Raw genomic sequence first — 20954 nt, forward strand, 5'->3', positions numbered from 1 at the left:
CATGTACGTAAGTTGAAAGTTTACAAGTGACAAAGTCAAAAAAAGAATCGTTTTACTATTGAATCAAAGTAATTTTATAGTCTTATTTTATTCACTTTAAAATACGAATATATAGGGTAACAGAACACTTAGTTTTTTACAAAATATATAATTTTATTAGTTTTCATGACTTTTCTTGATGTAGTAGAATATTTAATTTACTTATATCTTCACTGAATAGGTTGCGGTAGAATAAATAACAGTACCAGAAAATAACCTTCAATGTAATGAAGTAGTATATAATAATTTCTGTTCTAACTAGACTAAAATAGTTACCGGGTTTAATCATTAAAAAGGGTAACCAATTGCTAAATTGAAAATTAAATTTTCTTTTCTCCACGGTCCATTTCCAAAATTGACCTTATCTAAAACCCATCTATTACCTTCTGATAAATTTGGTTTCCGAATAGGGAAGGCTAAATCAGTTCGTAAAACTAAGAAAGAAAAGTCAAACCGCAGTCCAGCACCGGCGCCAACAGCCATTTCACTAAGAAATTTTTTAGAGAACTTTGCTCCTGGTTTTTCTAAATTGTCATTTAATAGCCAAATATTGCCAGCATCAATAAAAAGTGCACCTTTTACTAATCCATAAATTTTAGCACGATATTCTGTATTGAGCTCTAATTTTATATCACCAGACTGATCTGGTAAAAAGCTGCTACTACTACTAGCAGCTCCATCAAAACTTCCTGGACCTATTGATCGTGCTCGAAAGGCACGTAGACTATTTGTTCCACCTATAAAAAATTGCTTAATAAAAGGCATTTCACTGGAATTGCCATATGTGTATCCTGCGCCTACAATAATTCTACTAGCTAGTTGAGAATCAGATCCTAATTTAAGATAATGTCTAAAATCATTTTCTATCTTAATAAATTGACTAAATGGAACTCCGAAAACTTTAATAGTATCACCTTTTCTAATATTGGCACCCGTCGTTAACCCAGTTAAATTTCCTGCTAAATCAATAGCTCCTTTGTAATAAAAGGTATGTTTTTTTCTTTTCTGCGCGGTGTTTGTATAGGTGTAGGAATAAGTAGGTCCAAATATTAATTGCTTCTCAATTACTTTTCCTAATGATGGATTTTCAAGAATTTTCGACTTGTATAATGCAGTAACATTTTGTGGACTTGCAAATGTGATTTCTGTTACATTAAGTAAATGTTCTTTTCTTTCGTTTTCTTTCCAGAGATAGCCATAAGACCCCTTAAAAGTTTGTAATGAATACAATTTTGTTCTGTTTTGGAATTCATATCCTAGCGTTACTTTAGTTTTAGGAATAAAACCGCTTGGTGAATTAAATTTAAATGGTGCGACAAGTCGGGGCCAAATCAGATTTGCTTCTGTACCAAAACGGTAAACATTAAAGCCATTATTTTGTCCGGAAACTTGAACTTCAAGTCCACCAAAAGCAGAAATCGTCAATAGTTCTGCACCTCTAAAAGCGTTGCGATTGCTCCAATTTAAATTTAGCTCAGTTCCGGTATAATTAGCCGAATTTGTCTTTGCAAGTAATTCGAGTTGTAATGATTTCTTAGGTAATGGTGTTAAGTAATAATAAGCATCGAGATAATTTCCTGTCGTGTCAGAAACTTTAAATTGGTTTTTTACAAACTTAAACGTCCCTAAATTTACTAATCGGTTTAAAGCTAAGTTATGATCAGTTCGATTGTATAAATCATTTTTTTTAAAGGATAATGCCCGATCAAAAATTCGTGGTTTGTATAAATTTTCAGGATCAATTATTGTAAAATCCTTGTAAGTTGTAACTGCAGTATCGACACTTTTTATACTGTCATTACCAATGGCATAGTTTGGATAAACAATAATTTTATTGATTTTGTATGGAGTTTCTGCAAGTTCTGGAGTTTCATCTTTTAACTTAACAATAAGATCTACTTGATGATCAGCTACAGTACTATCAACTTGGATTAGCAAATAATTAGGATTGAAATAATAAAATCCTTTTTCCTTCAATCTACCGTCAATACGGATACGTTCTTGTTTTATTACTTCTAAATTATAGCCATCATTTTTCTTTAACAAACTTCTAGGCTTTGTTTTTGCAACAGCTTTTGCAAGCACTGTTGAGTCAGTAGGGAATTTTATATCTTTTATTTTGTATTGTTTGGCAGGATTTACATCATAAGTAACACTAGCTTTTTCACCTCTTCTCGTTGAATCAGCTATAGTTTTTGCATTAAAGTATCCACTGTTTTCTGTAAAATTCTGAAGCACGCTTTTATTATATTCAAGGTCCACTTGACTATATAAAACGGGAGCTTCTCCTACTTTATTTTTCAGCCAGTAGCGCAATCCTTTTTCTTTCTTTGGCGTACCGGCCAAATTATAAATATATAATTTTGGACGTAGACCCAATAGTGTTTTGTTAGGCTTCGGTCGGACTAAATCTTTCAATTGGGTTTTTAATTCTTTTTTCTCTTTTTTGGATGTTTGCTCACCTTCCATTTTAATCGTTGCACCGGTATATAATAATTCTCCATCTGGTAAGAAACGAGTGTTACTACATGATGACAATAATATAGTAATAAGAATAAAATATAGTAAGTTGCTCTTATTCATTTGATTTTGTTTTTGATCCTTTTTTAGCTTTTGAATTTGCTTTTGAATTTGCTTTTTTTGACTGAATTTTTGTAAATAACTCCTTGAATTTATTATAATCTAAAGTAATTATAAAAGCTATTCCTGTTTCTACAACTTCACCCTGAAGTGCAACTTGGTATTTATTTACACGATAAACGCGAACTTTATACCTTCCATCTTTTGAAAGTTGGTAATCTAATGATACATCTCCAGCAATGTTGTTAGCATTTTGATTTGCTTGTTGTGGTCCTTCAATACCAAAACTACTTCCTACAGTAACCTTTAAGCGGTCGTTTAATAATTTTTTAGAGATACCTACATTTAGATCGGTTTTACTTTCTCGTTTTCCTGTAGTATAATCATCAGATGTAGCTAAATCAAAATTTAATTCGACACCTTCAATTAAATCTCCCGCTAAATTATTAAGTTGTTCAGATAGAATTTTACTGGCACTTTCTCGTGCAATTGATGAAATATTTGTTCCTTCATTTTCACTGGCAAAAGGATTTTCACCTATGAATCGATTAAGAAGTAACAAAGCAAAAACTTGCTTGTTCATCTCATCAGTTTGCTGTCTCAATTGTGTCAATTTCGCCTGAGTTGAATTGATAATTTCATTAGAAACGCTGTTATTTCCATCAGGTAATATAATGTCAAAAGAAATATTTGGTTTCATTAATTCTCCTGTCATTTTCAAATTTGTTTCAAACGGAATTTTTTGCTTGTATGTGTTTCTCACTGCACTAGTAACTGCTCCAAGTTGGTCACTTACTAGGTCAATAGGAGCGGCCTCTGTTTTATAGATTGCGGTAATGTTAATATCGGCCATTGTTGGTTCACCAGTCCACAAAATATAGCTTCCTTCTTTGATGTCAAATTTTCTCTTGATTGCATTAAAATTCATTTCATAGCTTCCCTCAGATAATTCATATCTTCCGGTTAAGCTTGTTTTGCCAGAAGGATCAATTCCACCGCTTAAGTCAGCTTCTCCTTTTAGTTTTAAAAAATCTCCATTTGCTTTATCAATTACCATCGATAATTCTGCGTCTTTATCGATTTCAATAGTCACAGCGGCATTGATTCCCTTTATGTCCGAATCGCTACTCATTTCATTCAAAGTAACTTTCTGTTCAATTTTAGGGTTATCTTGATCTATAAATTCAATAATACCTTCGCGATCAGCAATTGATGGATCAGATTGTGGCAAGACAATAGTAAACTTAGTGTCTTTGTTAATTTTAATATTTCCTTCAACCACTGGATTGTCTAAATTTCCAGTTATTTTTAAATGATTGTCTAAATACAGTTCGCCGTAATATAAATCATTGTCTTTCGCTTTTGAATTTACTGCTTTAAAGTTATCAGCATCAACGTTTAAATCAAACCCAAAATTTCTAAAATTTGGACTATTAATTTTACCATTAATTGCTAACTCATTATCATTTTCATCCTTTATTGTGAAATTATTAAAAAGAATTGCTTCGCCGGTAAATTTAATATTATCGTTGATAGATTTGAACGTGGCATTAAGTTGAGTCGCTTTAAATCCAATATCATTAAATTGTAGTTCTCCAATAACAACTGGCTCGTTAATATTTCCAGTTATCTTAAAATTACCATTTAGAAAACCAGTACTCTCCTTTAAATTATCTAAAGTGAATCCTTGAATACTTTTTAAATTTAATTGTTCAATATCTAAATTCATATTAAAACTACTTTGAGTAGTTCTATATATTCCATCCAGATTGACTTGATTCCCTAAGCCTGTTATTTTGATTTGCGCATTGTAATCATTTGCAATATTATTTTTTACCTGAATATTGATATTTCCAACAGTATCTTTTTTAAATGTAAAGTTTTCAATGTTTAAGTCAGAAGTAAAAAGAGGAGTTGCAGTTAAATCTTTTATAGATGCATTACCATTTATTTCTCCGCTTAATTGTAGATCATTTTTCTCTACAAAACTTGTAATAGTGCTTATATTAAAATTTTTGAAATCTACTGAAATGGGTGCATTTTTACTTTTGGTTTCTGATTGAATTGAAATACTACTTCCAGCCTTACTTAAATCAAATTGATCAATGAAAATGCCTTTTTTTCCAAAACTAATTACATTTTCAGGATCTATTTTCCAAAATTCATAATTCAGCAACAAATTGTCAATATCGATATTTACATCATTATTCCCATCCAGTGAAGTAAGCGTACCGCCAATAATATAGCGTTCTACTTCTTTTGAGTCCTTCAAAATAATTTTATAATCCACTATATTATTTGCTACTGCGCCGCTAACGCTTGTAAATGGCAATTTCAATAAATTATTTTGTACATCATCAATAATTAAATCGTAGAGCAAGGCTTTATCCTGTGTGTCAATTTTTAAAATGGCATTAGCGATTGTATTTTCTCCATATATTAATTTTGGAATGGCGCCGTTTATGACTATTGTATCATTGACAGAATTATATTTCCCATTTAAAGTAATAGTTTCTAAACTTTTAAGGTTAGGAACAACTTTAAATAAGATAGGATCATCTTTTATAGCAATTGTGAAATTAAATTGCTGCGGCTGTAAAGTTTTCTTCTTTTCATTGGGATTACTATCATAATAAGTGGCAATCGAATTTGTTAGCGCAGCACCAACTTTAGAGAGTTGATATTTACCTATTATTTCAGCAGCTAAAAATGGTGATTTTATTACTAACGAATTTCTTTTAGCAGTTGATTTTGCGAAAACACTTATGGAATCAATTGCAAACTGATCTTTAGCATTAGTAACGTTTATACTATGTGCAATTACACTACCGTTCAAGTAATCTAAATTTGCAGATTGAATGTCAGCATCAACTATTCCTCTAATTTTTAACGGTCCTGCGTGTAAGTTTAATTTTTCTAAATCGGCAATATCTATATTTAACTTTAATTTTGCAGTTGGATATTTATCCTTAAAATTTCCACTACTAACTAGAGTAAAAGCAAGATTCGGATCTTTTGCAGCAGCTATAGCATTAAAATTTCCACTTTTGATAGCTCCTTTGAGACTAAGATTTTTATAAGTGTAATTATTAAAATAGGCTTTCATAAGAGTCCCATTTATTGTCGCAACAGCAGTTTTTGGATTAAAACCAGTTCCTTTAATATGAGCTTTTAAAGTTACGTTGCCCACAGAATCATTTTTAATTAATTTTCCTAAATTAAAATTTTTCAATTCTGTTTCTACATCATATTTTTCGAAATTTTTCCTACTTTGATCAAATTTGGCTATCATTTTAGCATTACCAAAACTACTTGTTAAATTCATATTGGTATAAAAATCAGTAATAGTACCTTTGAATATTCCTTTAACGGCAAATTTTGCTGGTAGCTGAATAGATTTTGGTACTGTGCCTTTTGGCAAAAAACTATTAAAATCTTTCGCTGTAGATTGTAAATCTTTAATGTCTAAATCAAAAATTGTTTTATTTATATCTGGTAAACCTGTAATCCTTCCGCTTGCCATTAATTTTGTTTCACCTACGCCACTAATAGCTATCGAAGGGAAGATCATATTTTTTACTTTTCCTGTAATTTTGCCATTAACAAGTAAAATTGCATTTGGATTACTACTAAAAGGATTAATGTTACTCAAAGTGGGAGCAAAAAGTAAAATATCAGCTACACCTAATTTGCTATTCTTAAAATTAGCATTTAAACTTAATTCTTCTGGATTTTTTGCTAATGATGCAATTGATGGATAGCCAATTTTAATTTCGTCTTGTAATTCAGTTTGAGGTGTTTTTAAATATAATTTTTTAAAGAACGCATTCTTTGAACCGTAGAAAAATTCAGTTGTTAATTTTTGAATATTTAAACCACTTTTGTCTTTTACCGTGAGTGACTTAGCTAAACCGGATATGTTTTCAGGATTGTAATTGAAAGACTCTAACTCTAAATTTAGTTTTTTTATATCTAAGTGGTTATAATCAACGCCTTTTTCACTTTCCGCTACATTATTATTATCATATTTAAAATTTACTCTATTTACTGTAGCATTATTAACTTTTACTTGCCAGCGATTAGGTTCAGTTGACACTGTTTTTGTTTTGGAAATTATTTTTAATGCTTTATCAAGAGAAAGATTTCCTTCTAGTCCTGTTAACTTTATGCTTTCAACAATAGCAAATTGATTGTTCAAATCCATTTTGTCAATTTTCGCTATCAACTTCTTTAAATAAAAAGCTGTAGATAATTTCGACTGTTCATTTTTATAAGTAAGATCAATTTTTGATAAATCAATTTCATCTAATTTTAATTTTAAGTTAAACTCTGATTGATTTGTACTCACTTTATTAGGAATAGGTGATGGGGTAATACCTTGTTTTACATTTAATTTTAAGCCATTGATTTTTGTTTTTGGAACTTCAAAATTCATTTTGTCCAAATCAAATGTTTTAATTGTAGTCTGAAAGTGATTTAAATTTGCAATTATTCTATTTTTAGTTGTGGCATCATCGAAATTAAAATGTATTCGATCAAGTTCAATTTCATTTACAGAAAATTTTATTGGTGTAGAATTATTTTTAGACTTTTCAGATGAAGCAAAAGCATCGATGATGTAATCAAAATTAAATTTATAATTTGAATTTCTATTTATATTAACTGTAATTCCCTCTAAATGAGCAGAATTTATATTAACTTTATTGTTTACTAATTGAAATAAACTTATGTCGACTGCGAGTTTTTCCCCAGCAATTAAGGTATCTTTAGTCTGATCTTGAAAATAAATTCCTTCTAAAATAATTTTTTTTGGAAAACCAATCTCGATTCGGTCAATAGATACTTTAGTTTTAATTTTTTCTTGTATAAAATTAACTGCTTTCATCTTAGCATAGCTTTGAACAGTTGGTATCTGAATTGCAACTACTCCAATTAAAAACAGCATTACAATAGATGCGATGACCCAAAGTATTATTTTCGCACCTTTCTTAAAATATTTTTTCAAATGAGATTTTTTTTGCTAAAATTAGCGTTTTTCAATGATAATTACAACTTATCAAATTGTCACGATAGGAGATAAAGATCATAAATTGCAGTGTGGATGTATTTATATCTTTTTAAAAATTTATTATAGAATTTTAATTTTGGGTAAATTTTAACTTAGAATTTACAAGCTTTTTAAATTTCAAATCTTACGGGAATTTTTGTTTATGAAATCAGATCAGAATCAAAGCCTAAGTGATTTATGGTAGGATAATTTAAATAGGAATAATAAAATATACGATTTAAACGTTCATTGCGAAATAAAAAAACGCCTTGCTAAAATTTAGAAAGGCGTTTGTAAAAAAAAGATTATTTCTTTTCTTCATTATTTAATTTGTCGTCCCAGTCTGGTTTTTCTCCTTTAAATTTTTGAGTATCAACATCGTAATTTTCATCGTTTTTTAACACTTCTTCAAAATCTTTATACTCATGTTTTCTCATGTCGCTTCTATTATCGGAATGTGTTTGATTAGGCTTCTGCGGGTTTTGATGTTTTGAGTTCATAGCTTTTTACTTTTAATTTTTATAAAGATACGTACTGAAATATTATTGCTGTTATACTATTTCTAACTAATGTTACAAAATTTTTGTTAATGATAAAATAAGATAAAACTTCGAGCACTAATAATTAGAAAGAAAAACATTCAAGAGTAATTATTTAACGCACTTAATTTTATGAATGTTTTATTTTAAACACCTTTTTTGGGACCACTTATAACCGTCGAAATTAAACCTTTTTGTTCCGTAAATTCTGCCAGCAGAACGCCTCCCAAATGTAAGACAATGAACGTTAATAAGTAATAAATTGACAAAACATGAATTTGCTCCATTGCATCTTTTAGGTTTTTAGGCCCTAAAACAATAATTAAACCGGTTATCAAAGAGATGGCTACACATCCGTAAAAAATAAGGTAAACCCAATATTGAAATCGCTGTTTTGAGGATAGTCCCACTGCAAATGGATTTATAAATTTCATCTGTCCGAAAAGCGGGAGAATCAACCTTATGGTGTAAAGCCCTACCAAAGCGTAACCGAAATAAATATGCCAATCCCACATTGGTTTTCTTATTTTTTTGGCGAGTGTAATTAATTGGTCTTTTGATAAAGATTGATCTGTAGTGGCAAGATATTCTTGAATAATTTCTGCTACATGATTTTTATTCATCCATGTTAGTCTCAAAAATATTGTTATTAGCATCACTGTAAAACAAATAGCAATCGACCAGTGCATTATTCTAAAAATAATGGAAAAATCTCTATTTTTCATAATTTATTGTGTAAAATTGATGTTTAAAACTCAGTTACATAAAAATAATTATTCTAATGTTCAATTTGCTACGAGATTTAAAGGGTGATGAATTCTTCACTTTTTGGAAATAGACTGATTGCTTGGACTGCAACTTCAGGAGTAGGATTAGCTATTTTTCGTAATTTTGTGTCCATCCAAGCCCCATCAACGGTAATTATTGCGCAAATTGCATTTTCATCGTTTAAAAATTCATGTACTATTGACCATCGAGATGCATCAGGTTTCATTTTTGAAATTTTAGTTTGCATCGTTATTTTATCAGAAAGTTTTATTTCCTTTTTAAATACACATTCTTCTCGAAAAAGAATAGGCCCAAAGTGTTGCTTTTGTAGCACTTGCATCGTCAATCCTAAACCTTCTAGGATTTCGATTCGATGTTGCGCACCAAAATCATAATAAGCACTGTGACGAATGTGAAAATTTGGATCTAAATCCGACCAACGAAAAGATAAGTGTTTGCTGAAAGACATCATATAAAGTAAAAAATTTGAAATGTGTATTGATATTAATTGATTCAAACGTAAAAATAGTCAATTCACAGTGACCTTAGAGTTTTAGCACTTCTCTTTTTTTTGTAAAATTATCACATTTTACATTTGTAATTTAGTAATTGTGATACAGTATCTGTGCAGCTACAATACCAATTATAAAAGCTATTATCACAAAAATTAGTAATAGAGAACTTCTAGGAGATTCTATAATCGCAATATTGTCAACATATAGATCCATAACGACTCCAGTAGCTCCGTAATCTAAGTTTAATTTACAGTCTACTTTTCGGTCACTTTCAAACATCGTAAAGGTGTGTTTAGCGCCGCTAATTGAGCTTTTTTCAGACACAATTTTTCCATTGAGCACAATTGACTCTCGTCCTAAAAACGAGTTAAAGACTTCTATTTTGTTATTTCCGAGTTGGATTGTTGAAAATTTCATTATTTTAGTTTTTGCCCAAATATATAAATTAGATCGAAAATTTCGTGTGTTGTTTCAAGCGATAACACTTTTTACAACTGAAAATCTGTGTTAAAGCAATTCTTTTAATGTGAATATAATCTAATAAAATAAAATATTATACTATTTTTAATTAGTGTCATTACTATAAAGACGTAATTTTTGATAAAAACTAAGCTTAAAAAATGTGGTCTTTAATACGTTTTTTAAGTTATTTGAAAGCACTTATTAATTTTGCTTTAAAGGATAAATAACTTTTCTAAACAGTTGAAATCGCTCAAAACTTCCATGTTTTAGTCAGTTAGAAATGTCAACTTGTCATATCTATTTCCGCCAACTTTAATACAAACTGACAAATCAATAGCGTCATTTGTATTGGCATAAAGATTGACTTACCGACTTTGAGTTATTAAAAACAGTATATAATAAAATTTAAATATAGTAAAAATGGGTAAAATAATCGGAATTGATTTAGGTACTACAAACTCTTGTGTTTCTGTAATGGAAGGTAGCGAAGCAGTTGTTATTCCTAATGCAGAGGGAAAAAGAACTACACCATCTATCATCGCTTTTGTTGAAGGTGGAGAGATTAAAGTGGGTGATCCTGCTAAAAGACAAGCAGTAACTAACCCAACTAAGACTATTGCTTCTATCAAACGTTTTATGGGACAAGGTTTTGGTGAAGTTTCCGCTGAGTCAAAAAGAGTTTCTTATAAAATTGTAAAAGGGGACAACAATACGCCACGTGTTGACATTGATGGTCGTTTGTATTCTGCGCAAGAATTGTCAGCTATGACACTTCAAAAAATGAAAAAAACTGCTGAAGACTATTTAGGTCAAACAGTTACAGAAGCAGTTATTACTGTTCCTGCTTATTTTAACGATGCACAACGTCAAGCGACAAAAGAAGCTGGCGAAATTGCAGGTCTTAAAGTAATGCGTATAATCAATGAGCCTACTGCAGCTGCACTTGCTTATGGATTGGATAAAAAAGGAACGGATCAAAAAATTGCTGTTTATGATTTAGGTGGAGGTACATTTGATATTTCTGTTCTTGAATTAGGAGACGGAGTTTTTGAAGTACTATCTACAAACGGAGACACGCACTTAGGTGGAGATGATTTTGACCATGAAATTATTGACTGGTTAGCTGCTGATTTCTTAGCTGCTGAAGGAATTGATTTACGTCTTGATCCAATGTCATTACAACGTTTAAAAGAAGCTGCTGAGAAAGCAAAAATAGAATTGTCATCTTCTGCTGAAACTGAAATCAACTTACCTTATGTAACTGCAACGGCTTCAGGACCAAAACACTTAGTTAAAAAATTAACTAGAGCACAATTTGAAAAATTAACTGATACATTAGTTAAACGTTCTATGGCACCAGTTGCTAGAGCTTTGAAAGATGCAGGTTTATCAGTTTCTGATATTGATGAAGTTATTCTTGTAGGAGGTTCAACTCGTATGCCAAGAATTGCTGAAGAAGTGGAGAAATTTTTTGGTAAAAAAGCGTCTAAAGGAGTTAACCCTGATGAAGTTGTTGCTATTGGAGCAGCTATTCAAGGTGGAGTTCTTTCTGGAGATGTAAAAGATGTATTGTTACTTGACGTTACACCTTTATCTTTAGGTATCGAAACTATGGGCGGTGTTATGACTACATTAATTGAGTCTAATACTACTATTCCAACTAAGAAATCTCAAGTTTTCTCTACTGCTGCTGATTCTCAACCAACTGTTGAACTTCACGTTCTTCAAGGAGCTAGAGCAATGGCTGCTGATAACAAAACTATCGGTCGTTTCAACCTAGATGGTATTCCACCAGCACCAAGAGGAGTTCCACAAATTGAAGTAACTTTTGATATTGATGCTAATGGTATCATCAAAGTTTCTGCAACTGATAAAGGAACTGGAAAATCTCATGATATTCGTATCGAAGCTTCTTCTGGATTAACATCTGAAGAAATTGAAAGAATGAAACAAGATGCTGAAGCAAATGCTGAATCAGATAAATTGTTGAGATCTAGAGCTGAAAAATTGAACGAAGCAGATGGAATGATTTTCCAAACTGAAACTCAATTGAAAGAATTAGGTGTTAAAATATCTGATGAGAATAAAGTTGCTGTAGAATATGCATTAACTGAATTGAGAATGGCTCACCAATCTCAAGATATTCCTGCAATTCAAACTGCATTAGACAACATCAACGCTGCTTGGAAAAAAGCAACTGAAGCTATGTACGCTGAAGGAGAGCAAGGTCAAGCAGATGCTCAGCCACAAGGTGAAGCAACTCAAGGAGACAATGTTGAAGACGTTGAATTTGAAGAAGTAAAATAATAGATAATTTCAAAGTCGCGATTTATCGCCTCTTTACATTGTTAGTAATAGAAACCGTTTGCCTTAGGCAAACGGTTTTTTTGCTTTTATAAAACGCAACTAATATTAATTTAAGAAGTTTTTACTTTTCCCTTAAACATGCGCATAATCACTAAAGCATGTGGAAAGGTAATTGCAGCCAAGAAGGAGAAAAATAGCGCATTAAATAACTGTTCTTCTCTAAATAGGATATAGATCATTGCAATACCAGCGATGGAAATGAACCAGTATATACCAGCGGCTTTGCAATATTCATAAAAATATTTTATGGAAAAAGATCCATTCAAGTACGTAATTTGATCTATTATCGATGGAATACTGTGCCATAAAACAAAATAAAGTGCGAAGCCCCAAATTAAACTAGATGATTTAAACAGAACAACAAATAACAACATAAAAAATAACTCTAAAAATATTTTCTTCTTCCATTTGTCTTCCTTTAAAAATATATAAGCGCTAATTGTAATAAATACAGGTATTGCAAATTGGAGTGTTAATGAAAAATATTGAATGGGAATAGTAACGCTGGTAATTTTGAATATTATGTTTTGTACTTGGGCCGTGTGAAAATTAAATAGTAACAATAAAATGATAAAGCCGTACAAGAATTGAAAAGTTAATACTACAATTTTTGGAAAATCTTGTTTTAAATGTTGCCATTGCTGTTCACCGAAATGATAAGAACTAACTACAATAAATAATAACAGTGCAAATTGAGGTATAATATAGAATAGAATTACACCTGTTAAAACAACAAAAACGTAGTAAATAAGAATTTTAATAGGTGATTTAGCTTTGTTTTTATCATCTATGTTTTTTATAAGTAGTAAATCATTAGCGCCATGTAGAATTCCAAACGAAAAAATCAATAAAAAGCCTAAAATAATTTGGATTTGATGGGAAAAATAGGAATCCATCCATAATCCGAAGAAGCTTGCTACAAGTGCTATTTTGGGGTAATTTTTCATAAATTTTAATTAATGTTTAAAAATAGCGAAAAAATAGTAAACAAAAATTTTTTTTATCGTTTATCTTTTTATACTTTTGGTTAAACAAAAAAACAATTTAAATTAATTATTTATGACAAATTTTATGTTTATCTCAGGATTAGTTGGAAAGATGTTACCAACAGATTACGTCGGTTTTACATTTTTCGTAGGCTGTATGGCTATGATGGCTGCATCAGCATTTTTCTTTTTATCCTTAAGCCAATTTGACAAAAAATGGCGAACATCAGTTTTAGTTTCAGGTTTAATTACCTTTATTGCCGCAGTTCATTATTTCTACATGAGAGATTATTGGGCTTCATTTGGAGAATCACCAACATTCTTCCGTTACGTGGATTGGGTACTAACTGTGCCGTTGATGTGCTTAGAGTTTTACCTAATACTTAAAGTAGCAGGAGCAAAACAATCTCTTTTATGGAAAATGATTCTGTATTCTGTTGTAATGCTTGTTACAGGATACATTGGTGAAGTTATTGCACCTGATAGTGCTGCTTTTTGGGGATTAATCTCTGGATTAGCTTACTTCTTGATCGTTTATGAAATCTGGTTAGGAGAAGCTTCTAAATTAGCTACCGCTGCTGGAGGAGAAGTATTAAGAGCACACAAAATTTTATGTTGGTTCGTACTAGTTGGTTGGTCAATCTATCCATTAGGATACATGATGGGAACAACTGGATGGTATAACAGTTTCATTCCATCTGGAAACATTGATGTAGTTTACAACATTGCAGATGCTATCAACAAAATTGGATTTGGTTTAGTTATTTACAGCTTAGCTGTTAAATCTTCTAAGGACTAATTACAATAAGTAATTTTAAAAAACCGAACTAGAGATAGTTCGGTTTTTTTATGTCTAATTTTAAAGTTACGTAACTATTACCGCTTAAAATTTTAAATGATAAATAGTTAAAAGGGTATTATTATTATTATTTAAAAAATTATTACTATTCAGAAAATTGAATTACAATATTTTACTGATGATCTTATAAAATAAATTTAAAAATGTATAAAGACGTTGTAAGGAGATACTATTTTTATCTGCTTATCTTCATTTAATACTACATTCTATGATAATATCTCAATGGGCTAATAATATTCACAAATATCTTTATATCTTACTATAAATTATTTTTTTCGACTGTTACAATTTCATATTTTCTTTTTTCCCAATAGAATTAAATGTAAAAGAAGGATATAAGATATTTCTATTTCTAAATGAATCCTTTACGCGAGTTAATAGCTAATAGCCTTACTGATTATTTTCTTCAAAAATTAAAGAAGATAGACAGCAATTTTTAAGATTTTAAATTAGAAATTAATTGGCAAAAAAAAGACTGTCCTTAAGAACAGCCTCTTTTAACTATAAATTAACACATTTTACTTCGGATCTAATCCTTCATTAATTCTTGCAACTAAATCAAGAACATGATATTTAGTCATACGATCTGCAATTTTAGCAGAAGATACTTTCAAGTTGTTTCTTAAACTAATCAATTGACCTCTTGCTATAGAGGGTAAATCAGTCTGCGCTAAGTTAACTTTTCTTGTCGTAAAACCATAGCTAACTCCTACGGGAACTGACCTAACGGTTGTAGAACCAGGCTTAAGCAATTCTATTAACTTATCAACATATAGTTTTTGTATGTTTCTGCGGTACATATCAACGGCTGCGCTAGTTTTCAATTCTGAAAAAATACCTTTATTCAAATCGGTAATTAATTCATCAACTGAATAATTTTCTTTGCTTGCTGCTGACGATTCTAAAAGTCGCACCATTCGATCTCCAGCCATTAAACTCGATAATGTTGCATCTTGCATTGCTTTTATGGCCTCAACTCCGTTCTCTGGATTAATTTTTGAAAGTACGTTTTGATCCAGTAACCATTTTGGAGTAGTAAACAACTGTGTATTTAAAAATAATACAGCGTCTTTTTGAATACTTTTTGGTACAACTGTAAACTGATTTCCTGTCATATCATAAGTTTTAGGTGAGTCATAAATTCCACCTACATTTTTAGTTACATGACCCATGTACCTTCTAAATTGTCCAGTAAGAGCACCATAAAGTTCATCTAGTTCACTATAACTTTCTCCTTTTTCGCTAGACCACTCTAGTAAATTTGGAAGAATTCTTTTTAAATTTTTAATTCCATACTCTGAGGCTCTCATTGCATTGTCTCCAATATCCTCTGTTTGATATCTTGGATCATAAGGACTTGTTTCTGTTCCAAACCATAAGCGGTTATTTTTGTAAGCCTCTTTTGTCATTTCATTTAGCTTGGCTTTTTCTTCTTTTTCAGTATTGACATCTTCAAAATAAGAATACCCCCATTTTATTGCCCATTTATCATAATCACCTATTCTAGGAAATAAGTCAGTTACGCCATCTTCTGGTTGTGCTACATAATTGAAACGAGCGTAGTCCATGATAGAGGAAGTATGTCCATTTTTTGCTTGATATTCTTTGTCACGCAATTTTTCTACAGGCGTAGCAGAACTTGCACCCATATTATGACGCAATCCTAATGTATGACCTACTTCATGAGAGGATACAAAACGAATTAGCTCACCCATTAATTTATCATCAAATTTCTTTGCCCTTGCGGCTGGATCTACTGCTGCGGTTTGAATCAAGTACCAGTTTCTCAAAAGACTCATGATATTGTGATACCAACCAATATGACTTTCTAGAATTTCTCCACTTCTTGGATCATGAACATTTGGTCCATAAGCATTTTGGATTTCAGCGGCAAAATACCTCAAAACTGAAAAACGGGCATCTTCTAAGCTCATTGTTGGATCATTTTCTGGCCAGTATTCTCCGCGAATAGCGTTTTTCCATCCAGCAGCTTCAAATGCAACTTGCCAATCATCAATTCCTTCTTTTATATATTTCTTCCATTTATCTGGAGTTGCTGGATCAATGTAATATACAATAGGTTTCAAAGGCTCAATTAATTCTCCGTTTTTTTGTTTTTGAGCATCCTCGGGAGATTTTGGCTCCAAACGCCATCTTACGGCAAAAACTTTAGTATCTGATTTTTGAGATTCTTCTTCAAAAACACCATATTGATTTGCAAAATAACCCACCCGCGCATCAAATTCTCTTTTGCGCATCGGAACTTTTGGCAATAAAATCATTGAAGTATTCAATTCTAAGGTGACTACGCCAGCATCTAAAGCTGATGGTAAATCAACTCCGATTTTAGGTGTTGGAGTCGTATTAATTTTCGGTGGTGTTGTTGTAAATGTTTTTACACTTCTAATTTCAGTATTTAAAGGAAAACTACTGACTTTAGAAATAAAAGATTTGTCTTTTTGAAATGTTTGAATGTTTAGTAATTGCTTTTTTATCGGGTCTAATGAAAAAGTTTGAACATCAGCATCAAACGCAGTTGATAGGTCTAGTACATATCCTGTTATTTTTCCAGACGCATCTTTCTTGTAGGCAAGAACATCATAATTCCCAATAATTGGATCTGATGTAGAATTTTTAACAGCTTGTGCTAAAGGTTTACTTTCATCAGTTGACATGATAACATACGTTACTGATCGTAGCAATATGTTGTTATTTAAACCTTTTTCCCAGCGTACAACTTGGCGATTAATTTCCTCTCCACCAAAAATTCCACCTCCAGCAGGTGTTTTAGAATAACGAGTAATTGTCATTATTTCGCTCCCAATAATAGAATCAGGAATTTCAAAGAGGTACTTATTATCTATTTTATGAACAATTATTAGACCATTTTGAGTTACTGCTGTGGTATCAATGACTTTGCTGTAAGGCTTTGGTTCTTTTTTAGTTTCAGGCGCTTTAGTTTCTACCTTCGTAGTTGCATTTTTATCTGCTTTCTTCTTTTTCCTGCTTTGTGCAAATGTGTCTTGAACTGAAAAGACAAACAAGAACACCATAATTACGGATACTGTTTTTTTAATCATTTAGTTAGATTTATTATAGTTAATATTTAATTTTTAGTGCGCAAATGAAAGAATCTTGCTTTTATTTACCAATAGTTTCCAAATCTATAAATATATTTTGAATTCTTATTAGTTAGAATATTAATTTTAGCTAATTAACAATTGCTGATCAAATATTTTTTAAACTATTTTATGACTTTTCTCAATAGTAGACTATTATTTTCTCCGTATTTTTGTTTCTTAGTGTTGTTTAATCGGATTCTCGTTTCAAAATTTATGTATTAAAATAAAATATATATTGAAATTGATTCTGTATTGCAATCTGATACACTTTTTTAATGAGAAAAATCAAATACAAGAAAGGTCAAAAATCACTACCGTATCATCTGGAGTATACAGGCATTCACAAGGAGCATAAATCTGAGATGCAATTATTTGTCTATGATAATATAGATTTAACTGAATATGATGGTTTTAAGATTTCGGATTTAGATAAATATATTGATTTTGGAAAAATAAATTGGCTAAACATACATGGTTTAAATAATATAGAATTAATTCAGTCTGTAGGAGCTTATTTTGAAATTGATACTTTTATGTTAACTGACATTTTAAATACCAGTAGAAGGACAAAGTTAGAGGAGTCAGCTGATGTTTTATTTTTTAATATTAAGTCTTTATTACCTGCGGGGGATTCAGACAATATTATCATTGAACAAATTAGTTTTTTGATAAAAGATGGTGTTTTAATTTCTTTTCAGGAAAAACGCTCCGATTTTTTCTCTCATATTCGCGAACGAATTCGTACTCATTCAGGACTTGTCAGAACAAAAAAAGTAGATTATTTACTTTATATTCTTCTTGATGCAATAATGGAAAATTTCTATGTTACAATTGAAAATGAGGAAGATAAAGTAGAAGAGTTAATTAATATTTCTAAAGGAAGTGCCGATCCGTTAACATTAGTACGAATAGAAAAACACCGTGATAATTTTAATTTTTTAAAACGATCTATAATTCCACTTCGCGATTCGCTCTTTGGAATCAAAAGTATGAAGGATGATAATCTTTTTAATGCAATGGAAATGGATAGTTATACTTTTTTCTCCCGTTTACATCAAAAAAGTTTAGAACTTTTAGAGCAAATTGAATCAGATCTTGGCTCATTAGAGAGTGCTTCTAATTTCTATTTTTCTTCGCAAACGCATAAGATGAATGAAATCATGAAAACGCTTACTATTGTTTCAGCACTATTTATCCCGTTAACTTTTATTGTGGGTGTGTATGGAATGAATTTTGAATTTATGCCGGAATTGCATTACCGCAACGGTTACTACACTATTATTGGTATTATGGTTATGATAGGTATAGTAATGATTTTTTATTTCAAGAAAAGAAAATGGTTTTAATTTTTTCAGGCAATTTTAGCTTAATAATAAAGTTTTTAAAGAATTATAAAACAGTAAAATGAATAAATCGATTTATATTGCAACGAGTGAACACAACAGCGGTAAGTCCATTGTTACTCTTGGTTTAATGAGTATGCTCATTGGAAAAACAGCTAAAGTGGGTTATTTTAGACCTATAATTGAAGATTTTGAAGATGGTAAAGTAGATAATCATATTGAAACTGTTATATCGCATTTTGGTTTGGATATCGCATTTGAAGATGCGTATGCAATTACTAAAAGTAAACTGATTAAAAAGAAAAATAAAGGAAAAATAGGAGAGGTTTTAGACCTAATTATTGAAAAATATAAACGATTAGAGGAGCAGTTTGATTTTGTGCTTGTTGAAGGTACAAGTTTTAGCGGAGAAGGAACCGTAATAGAATTAGACATGAATGTTTTAATTGCTAAAAATCTTGGAATCCCAACAATCATTGTTGGTTCTGGCGTTGGTAAAACTTTAGAAGAATTAATAGATAGTCTATACTTAGCTTATGATTCATTTAAAGTTAGGGATGTGGAAGTTCTAGCCGTAATAGCAAATAAAGTGCAACCGGAAAATATTAAATTGGTAACTAATGGATTAAAAAATAGTCTTCCTAAATCTATTTTGGTCAATGCAATTCCGCTTATATCAAGCTTAAATAATCCTACTATCAAAGAAATTGTCGATGTCTTACATGCAAAAGTCCTTTTTGGTGGAGAATACTTGAATAATGAAGTAGGAAATTTTAGTGTTGGTGCAATGCAACTCCGGAATTATTTATTACATCTAAAAGAAAAAGCGTTAGTAATAACTCCTGGAGATAGAGCCGATATTATTTTAGGTGCTTTACAAGCAAATGAATCAGCTAATTACCCTTCAATTGCTGGTATTGTCCTGACAGGAAATATTATACCTGACGATAGCATCATGAAATTAATTGAAGGGCTGACTACAATTGTACCAATCATAACCGTTGAAGGCGGAACTTACAGCATCACAAATAGATTGGGAAATATTAAATCTAAAATTTACGCTGACAATCAACTTAAAATAGAAGCTTCTATTAATACTTTCGAAAAATATATTGATGTAGATAATTTATCTACAATCTTAAATTCATTTGAAGCAGAAGGAATGACTCCTAAAATGTTCCAGTACAATTTAGTAAAAAGAGCAAAAAAGCATCGTAAACATATTGTTTTACCAGAAGGGAGTGACGATAGAATTATTGTTGCGGCATCTCGTTTACAAATTATGGACGTCGTAGATATTTCGATTATTGGTAATAAAAAACAAATAGAAAATAAAGTCGCAGAGTTAGGTATTCCATTCGATTTCTCAAAAGTAGAAATTATAAATCCCATTTTATCTGATAAATATGACGATTATGTAAACACTTATTTTGAACTTCGAAAAAATAAAAATGTTTCTATGGCTATGGCCAAAGATCTAATGGAGGACGTTTCTTATTTTGGTACAATGATGGTGTACAAAGGGGATGCTGACGGAATGGTTTCTGGTGCTGCACACACTACTCAACATACAATTTTACCGGCTTTACAATTTATTAAAACAAAACCAGACACTTGCATCGTTTCATCGATATTTTTTATGTGTTTAGAAGATCGAGTTTCTGTTTTCGGAGACTGTGCTATTAATCCAAATCCTACAGCAGAGCAACTCGCTGAAATTGCAATTTCATCAGCTGATTCTAGTTCAGCTTTTGGTATTGAGCCAAAAATTGCAATGCTTTCATATTCTTCTGGCGCATCTGGGAAAGGAAATGAAGTTGATAAAGTTAGAGAAGCAACTGAAATAGTTCGCAAAAAACGTCCTGATTTAAAAATAGAAGGACCCATTCAATATGATGCAGCGGTTGATATGGCCATTGGTAAAAGTAAAATGCCAAATTCAGAAGTTGCAGGACAAGCGAGCGTTTTAATTTTTCCAGATTTAAATACGGGAAACAATACCTACAAAGCGGTTCAAAGGGAAACGGGTGCATTAGCAATTGGTCCTATGCTGCAAGGTTTGAATAAACCGGTTAACGATTTAAGTAGAGGTTGTACTGTAGATGACATTATTAATACAGTTGTTATTACGGCCATTCAAGCGCAGGGCTTGTAGATTGTTCAAAACCACAAGTAAATAAAGCAAAAAACAATTTAATTATTTAAAAAAACTTAGTTCAGTGAACTTCTGCTGGTAGAATTAAAATTTGTAGAAAGTTCACGATAATTTGAAATATATCATTTTGTTCTTAGCGTATTGACGGCTAAAAAAGATACAAAGTGTAAAG

Annotated in this window: 12 protein-coding genes; 4 read left to right on the forward strand and 8 right to left on the reverse strand. The window is 31.0% G+C overall.

Annotation, left to right across the window (positions count from 1 at the left end):
* Positions 1–327: 327 nt before the first annotated feature.
* The 6 genes from tamL to BUA99_RS09150 all read right to left on the reverse strand — a co-directional run bounded on the left by tamL (position 328) and on the right by BUA99_RS09150 (position 9905).
* Positions 328–2622, reverse strand: a complete 2295-nt coding sequence (tamL, locus tag BUA99_RS09125) for a translocation and assembly module lipoprotein TamL (protein WP_072991163.1) — start codon at positions 2620–2622, stop codon at positions 328–330.
* Entirely contained in the window at positions 2615–7624 is a 5010-nt protein-coding gene (locus BUA99_RS09130; RefSeq protein ID WP_072991166.1) for a translocation/assembly module TamB domain-containing protein, read from the reverse strand. Before BUA99_RS09130 ends, tamL begins: the two co-directional genes overlap by 8 nt.
* A 347-nt stretch (positions 7625–7971) precedes the next feature.
* Positions 7972–8166, reverse strand: a complete 195-nt coding sequence (locus BUA99_RS09135) for a hypothetical protein (RefSeq protein ID WP_072991169.1) — start codon at positions 8164–8166, stop codon at positions 7972–7974.
* 185 nt (positions 8167–8351) lie between these two features.
* Positions 8352–8930: a cytochrome b/b6 domain-containing protein gene (locus tag BUA99_RS09140; protein WP_072991172.1), complete on the reverse strand. Its 579-nt coding sequence runs from the start codon at positions 8928–8930 to the stop codon at positions 8352–8354.
* 77 nt (positions 8931–9007) lie between these two features.
* On the reverse strand, positions 9008–9445 hold the full coding sequence (locus BUA99_RS09145) for an acyl-CoA thioesterase (protein ID WP_072991175.1): 438 nt from the start codon (positions 9443–9445) through the stop codon (positions 9008–9010).
* A 130-nt stretch (positions 9446–9575) separates the two neighbouring features.
* Complete coding sequence (locus BUA99_RS09150; protein ID WP_072991178.1) at positions 9576–9905, reverse strand: hypothetical protein; 330 nt, start codon at positions 9903–9905, stop codon at positions 9576–9578.
* A gap of 465 nt (positions 9906–10370) precedes the next feature.
* Here BUA99_RS09150 and dnaK point away from each other — a divergent pair, with 465 nt between their 5' ends.
* Positions 10371–12257 carry a molecular chaperone DnaK gene (gene dnaK / locus BUA99_RS09155; RefSeq protein ID WP_072991180.1) on the forward strand — a complete coding sequence of 629 codons (1887 nt, stop codon included), beginning with the start codon at positions 10371–10373 and terminating at the stop codon, positions 12255–12257.
* 110 nt (positions 12258–12367) lie between these two features.
* Here the strand turns inward: dnaK and BUA99_RS09160 are convergent, their stop codons facing one another.
* Positions 12368–13264 carry a Brp/Blh family beta-carotene 15,15'-dioxygenase gene (locus BUA99_RS09160; RefSeq protein WP_072991183.1) on the reverse strand — a complete coding sequence of 299 codons (897 nt, stop codon included), beginning with the start codon at positions 13262–13264 and terminating at the stop codon, positions 12368–12370.
* A 112-nt stretch (positions 13265–13376) separates the two neighbouring features.
* On the opposite strand from BUA99_RS09160, the gene BUA99_RS09165 reads away from it, so the two are divergent.
* Positions 13377–14102, forward strand: a complete 726-nt coding sequence (locus BUA99_RS09165; protein ID WP_072991186.1) for a bacteriorhodopsin-like — start codon at positions 13377–13379, stop codon at positions 14100–14102.
* Between the two features lie 578 nt (positions 14103–14680).
* On the opposite strand, the gene BUA99_RS09170 is transcribed toward BUA99_RS09165, so the two are convergent.
* Positions 14681–17242 (reverse strand): zinc-dependent metalloprotease, encoded by a 2562-nt coding sequence (locus tag BUA99_RS09170; protein WP_072991187.1) that lies wholly within the window; start codon positions 17240–17242, stop codon positions 14681–14683.
* A gap of 317 nt (positions 17243–17559) precedes the next feature.
* Between BUA99_RS09170 and corA the strand changes: the two genes are divergently transcribed.
* Positions 17560–18630, forward strand: coding sequence for a magnesium/cobalt transporter CorA (corA, locus tag BUA99_RS09175; protein WP_072991190.1), 1071 nt, complete (start codon positions 17560–17562; stop codon positions 18628–18630).
* Positions 18631–18688: 58 nt separating this feature from the next.
* Positions 18689–20782: a phosphate acetyltransferase gene (pta, locus tag BUA99_RS09180; RefSeq protein WP_072991193.1), complete on the forward strand. Its 2094-nt coding sequence runs from the start codon at positions 18689–18691 to the stop codon at positions 20780–20782.
* Positions 20783–20954: the final 172 nt, after the last annotated feature.

The sequence above is a fragment of the Flavobacterium segetis genome (genome assembly GCF_900129575.1).
Classification (GTDB): Bacteria; Bacteroidota; Bacteroidia; order Flavobacteriales; family Flavobacteriaceae; genus Flavobacterium; species Flavobacterium segetis.

What these genes read in the sequence shown, in the direction of transcription:
- BUA99_RS09160 (WP_072991183.1), bottom strand. Translation starts at nt 13,264, where the DNA reads ATGAAAAATTACCCCAAAATAGCACTTGTAGCAAGCTTCTTCGGATTA.
- tamL (WP_072991163.1), bottom strand. Translation starts at nt 2,622, where the DNA reads ATGAATAAGAGCAACTTACTATATTTTATTCTTATTACTATATTATTG.
- corA (WP_072991190.1), top strand. Translation starts at nt 17,560, where the DNA reads ATGAGAAAAATCAAATACAAGAAAGGTCAAAAATCACTACCGTATCAT.
- BUA99_RS09135 (WP_072991169.1), bottom strand. Translation starts at nt 8,166, where the DNA reads ATGAACTCAAAACATCAAAACCCGCAGAAGCCTAATCAAACACATTCC.
- BUA99_RS09150 (WP_072991178.1), bottom strand. Translation starts at nt 9,905, where the DNA reads ATGAAATTTTCAACAATCCAACTCGGAAATAACAAAATAGAAGTCTTT.
- pta (WP_072991193.1), top strand. Translation starts at nt 18,689, where the DNA reads ATGAATAAATCGATTTATATTGCAACGAGTGAACACAACAGCGGTAAG.
- BUA99_RS09145 (WP_072991175.1), bottom strand. Translation starts at nt 9,445, where the DNA reads ATGATGTCTTTCAGCAAACACTTATCTTTTCGTTGGTCGGATTTAGAT.
- BUA99_RS09165 (WP_072991186.1), top strand. Translation starts at nt 13,377, where the DNA reads ATGACAAATTTTATGTTTATCTCAGGATTAGTTGGAAAGATGTTACCA.
- BUA99_RS09170 (WP_072991187.1), bottom strand. Translation starts at nt 17,242, where the DNA reads ATGATTAAAAAAACAGTATCCGTAATTATGGTGTTCTTGTTTGTCTTT.
- BUA99_RS09140 (WP_072991172.1), bottom strand. Translation starts at nt 8,930, where the DNA reads ATGAAAAATAGAGATTTTTCCATTATTTTTAGAATAATGCACTGGTCG.
- dnaK (WP_072991180.1), top strand. Translation starts at nt 10,371, where the DNA reads ATGGGTAAAATAATCGGAATTGATTTAGGTACTACAAACTCTTGTGTT.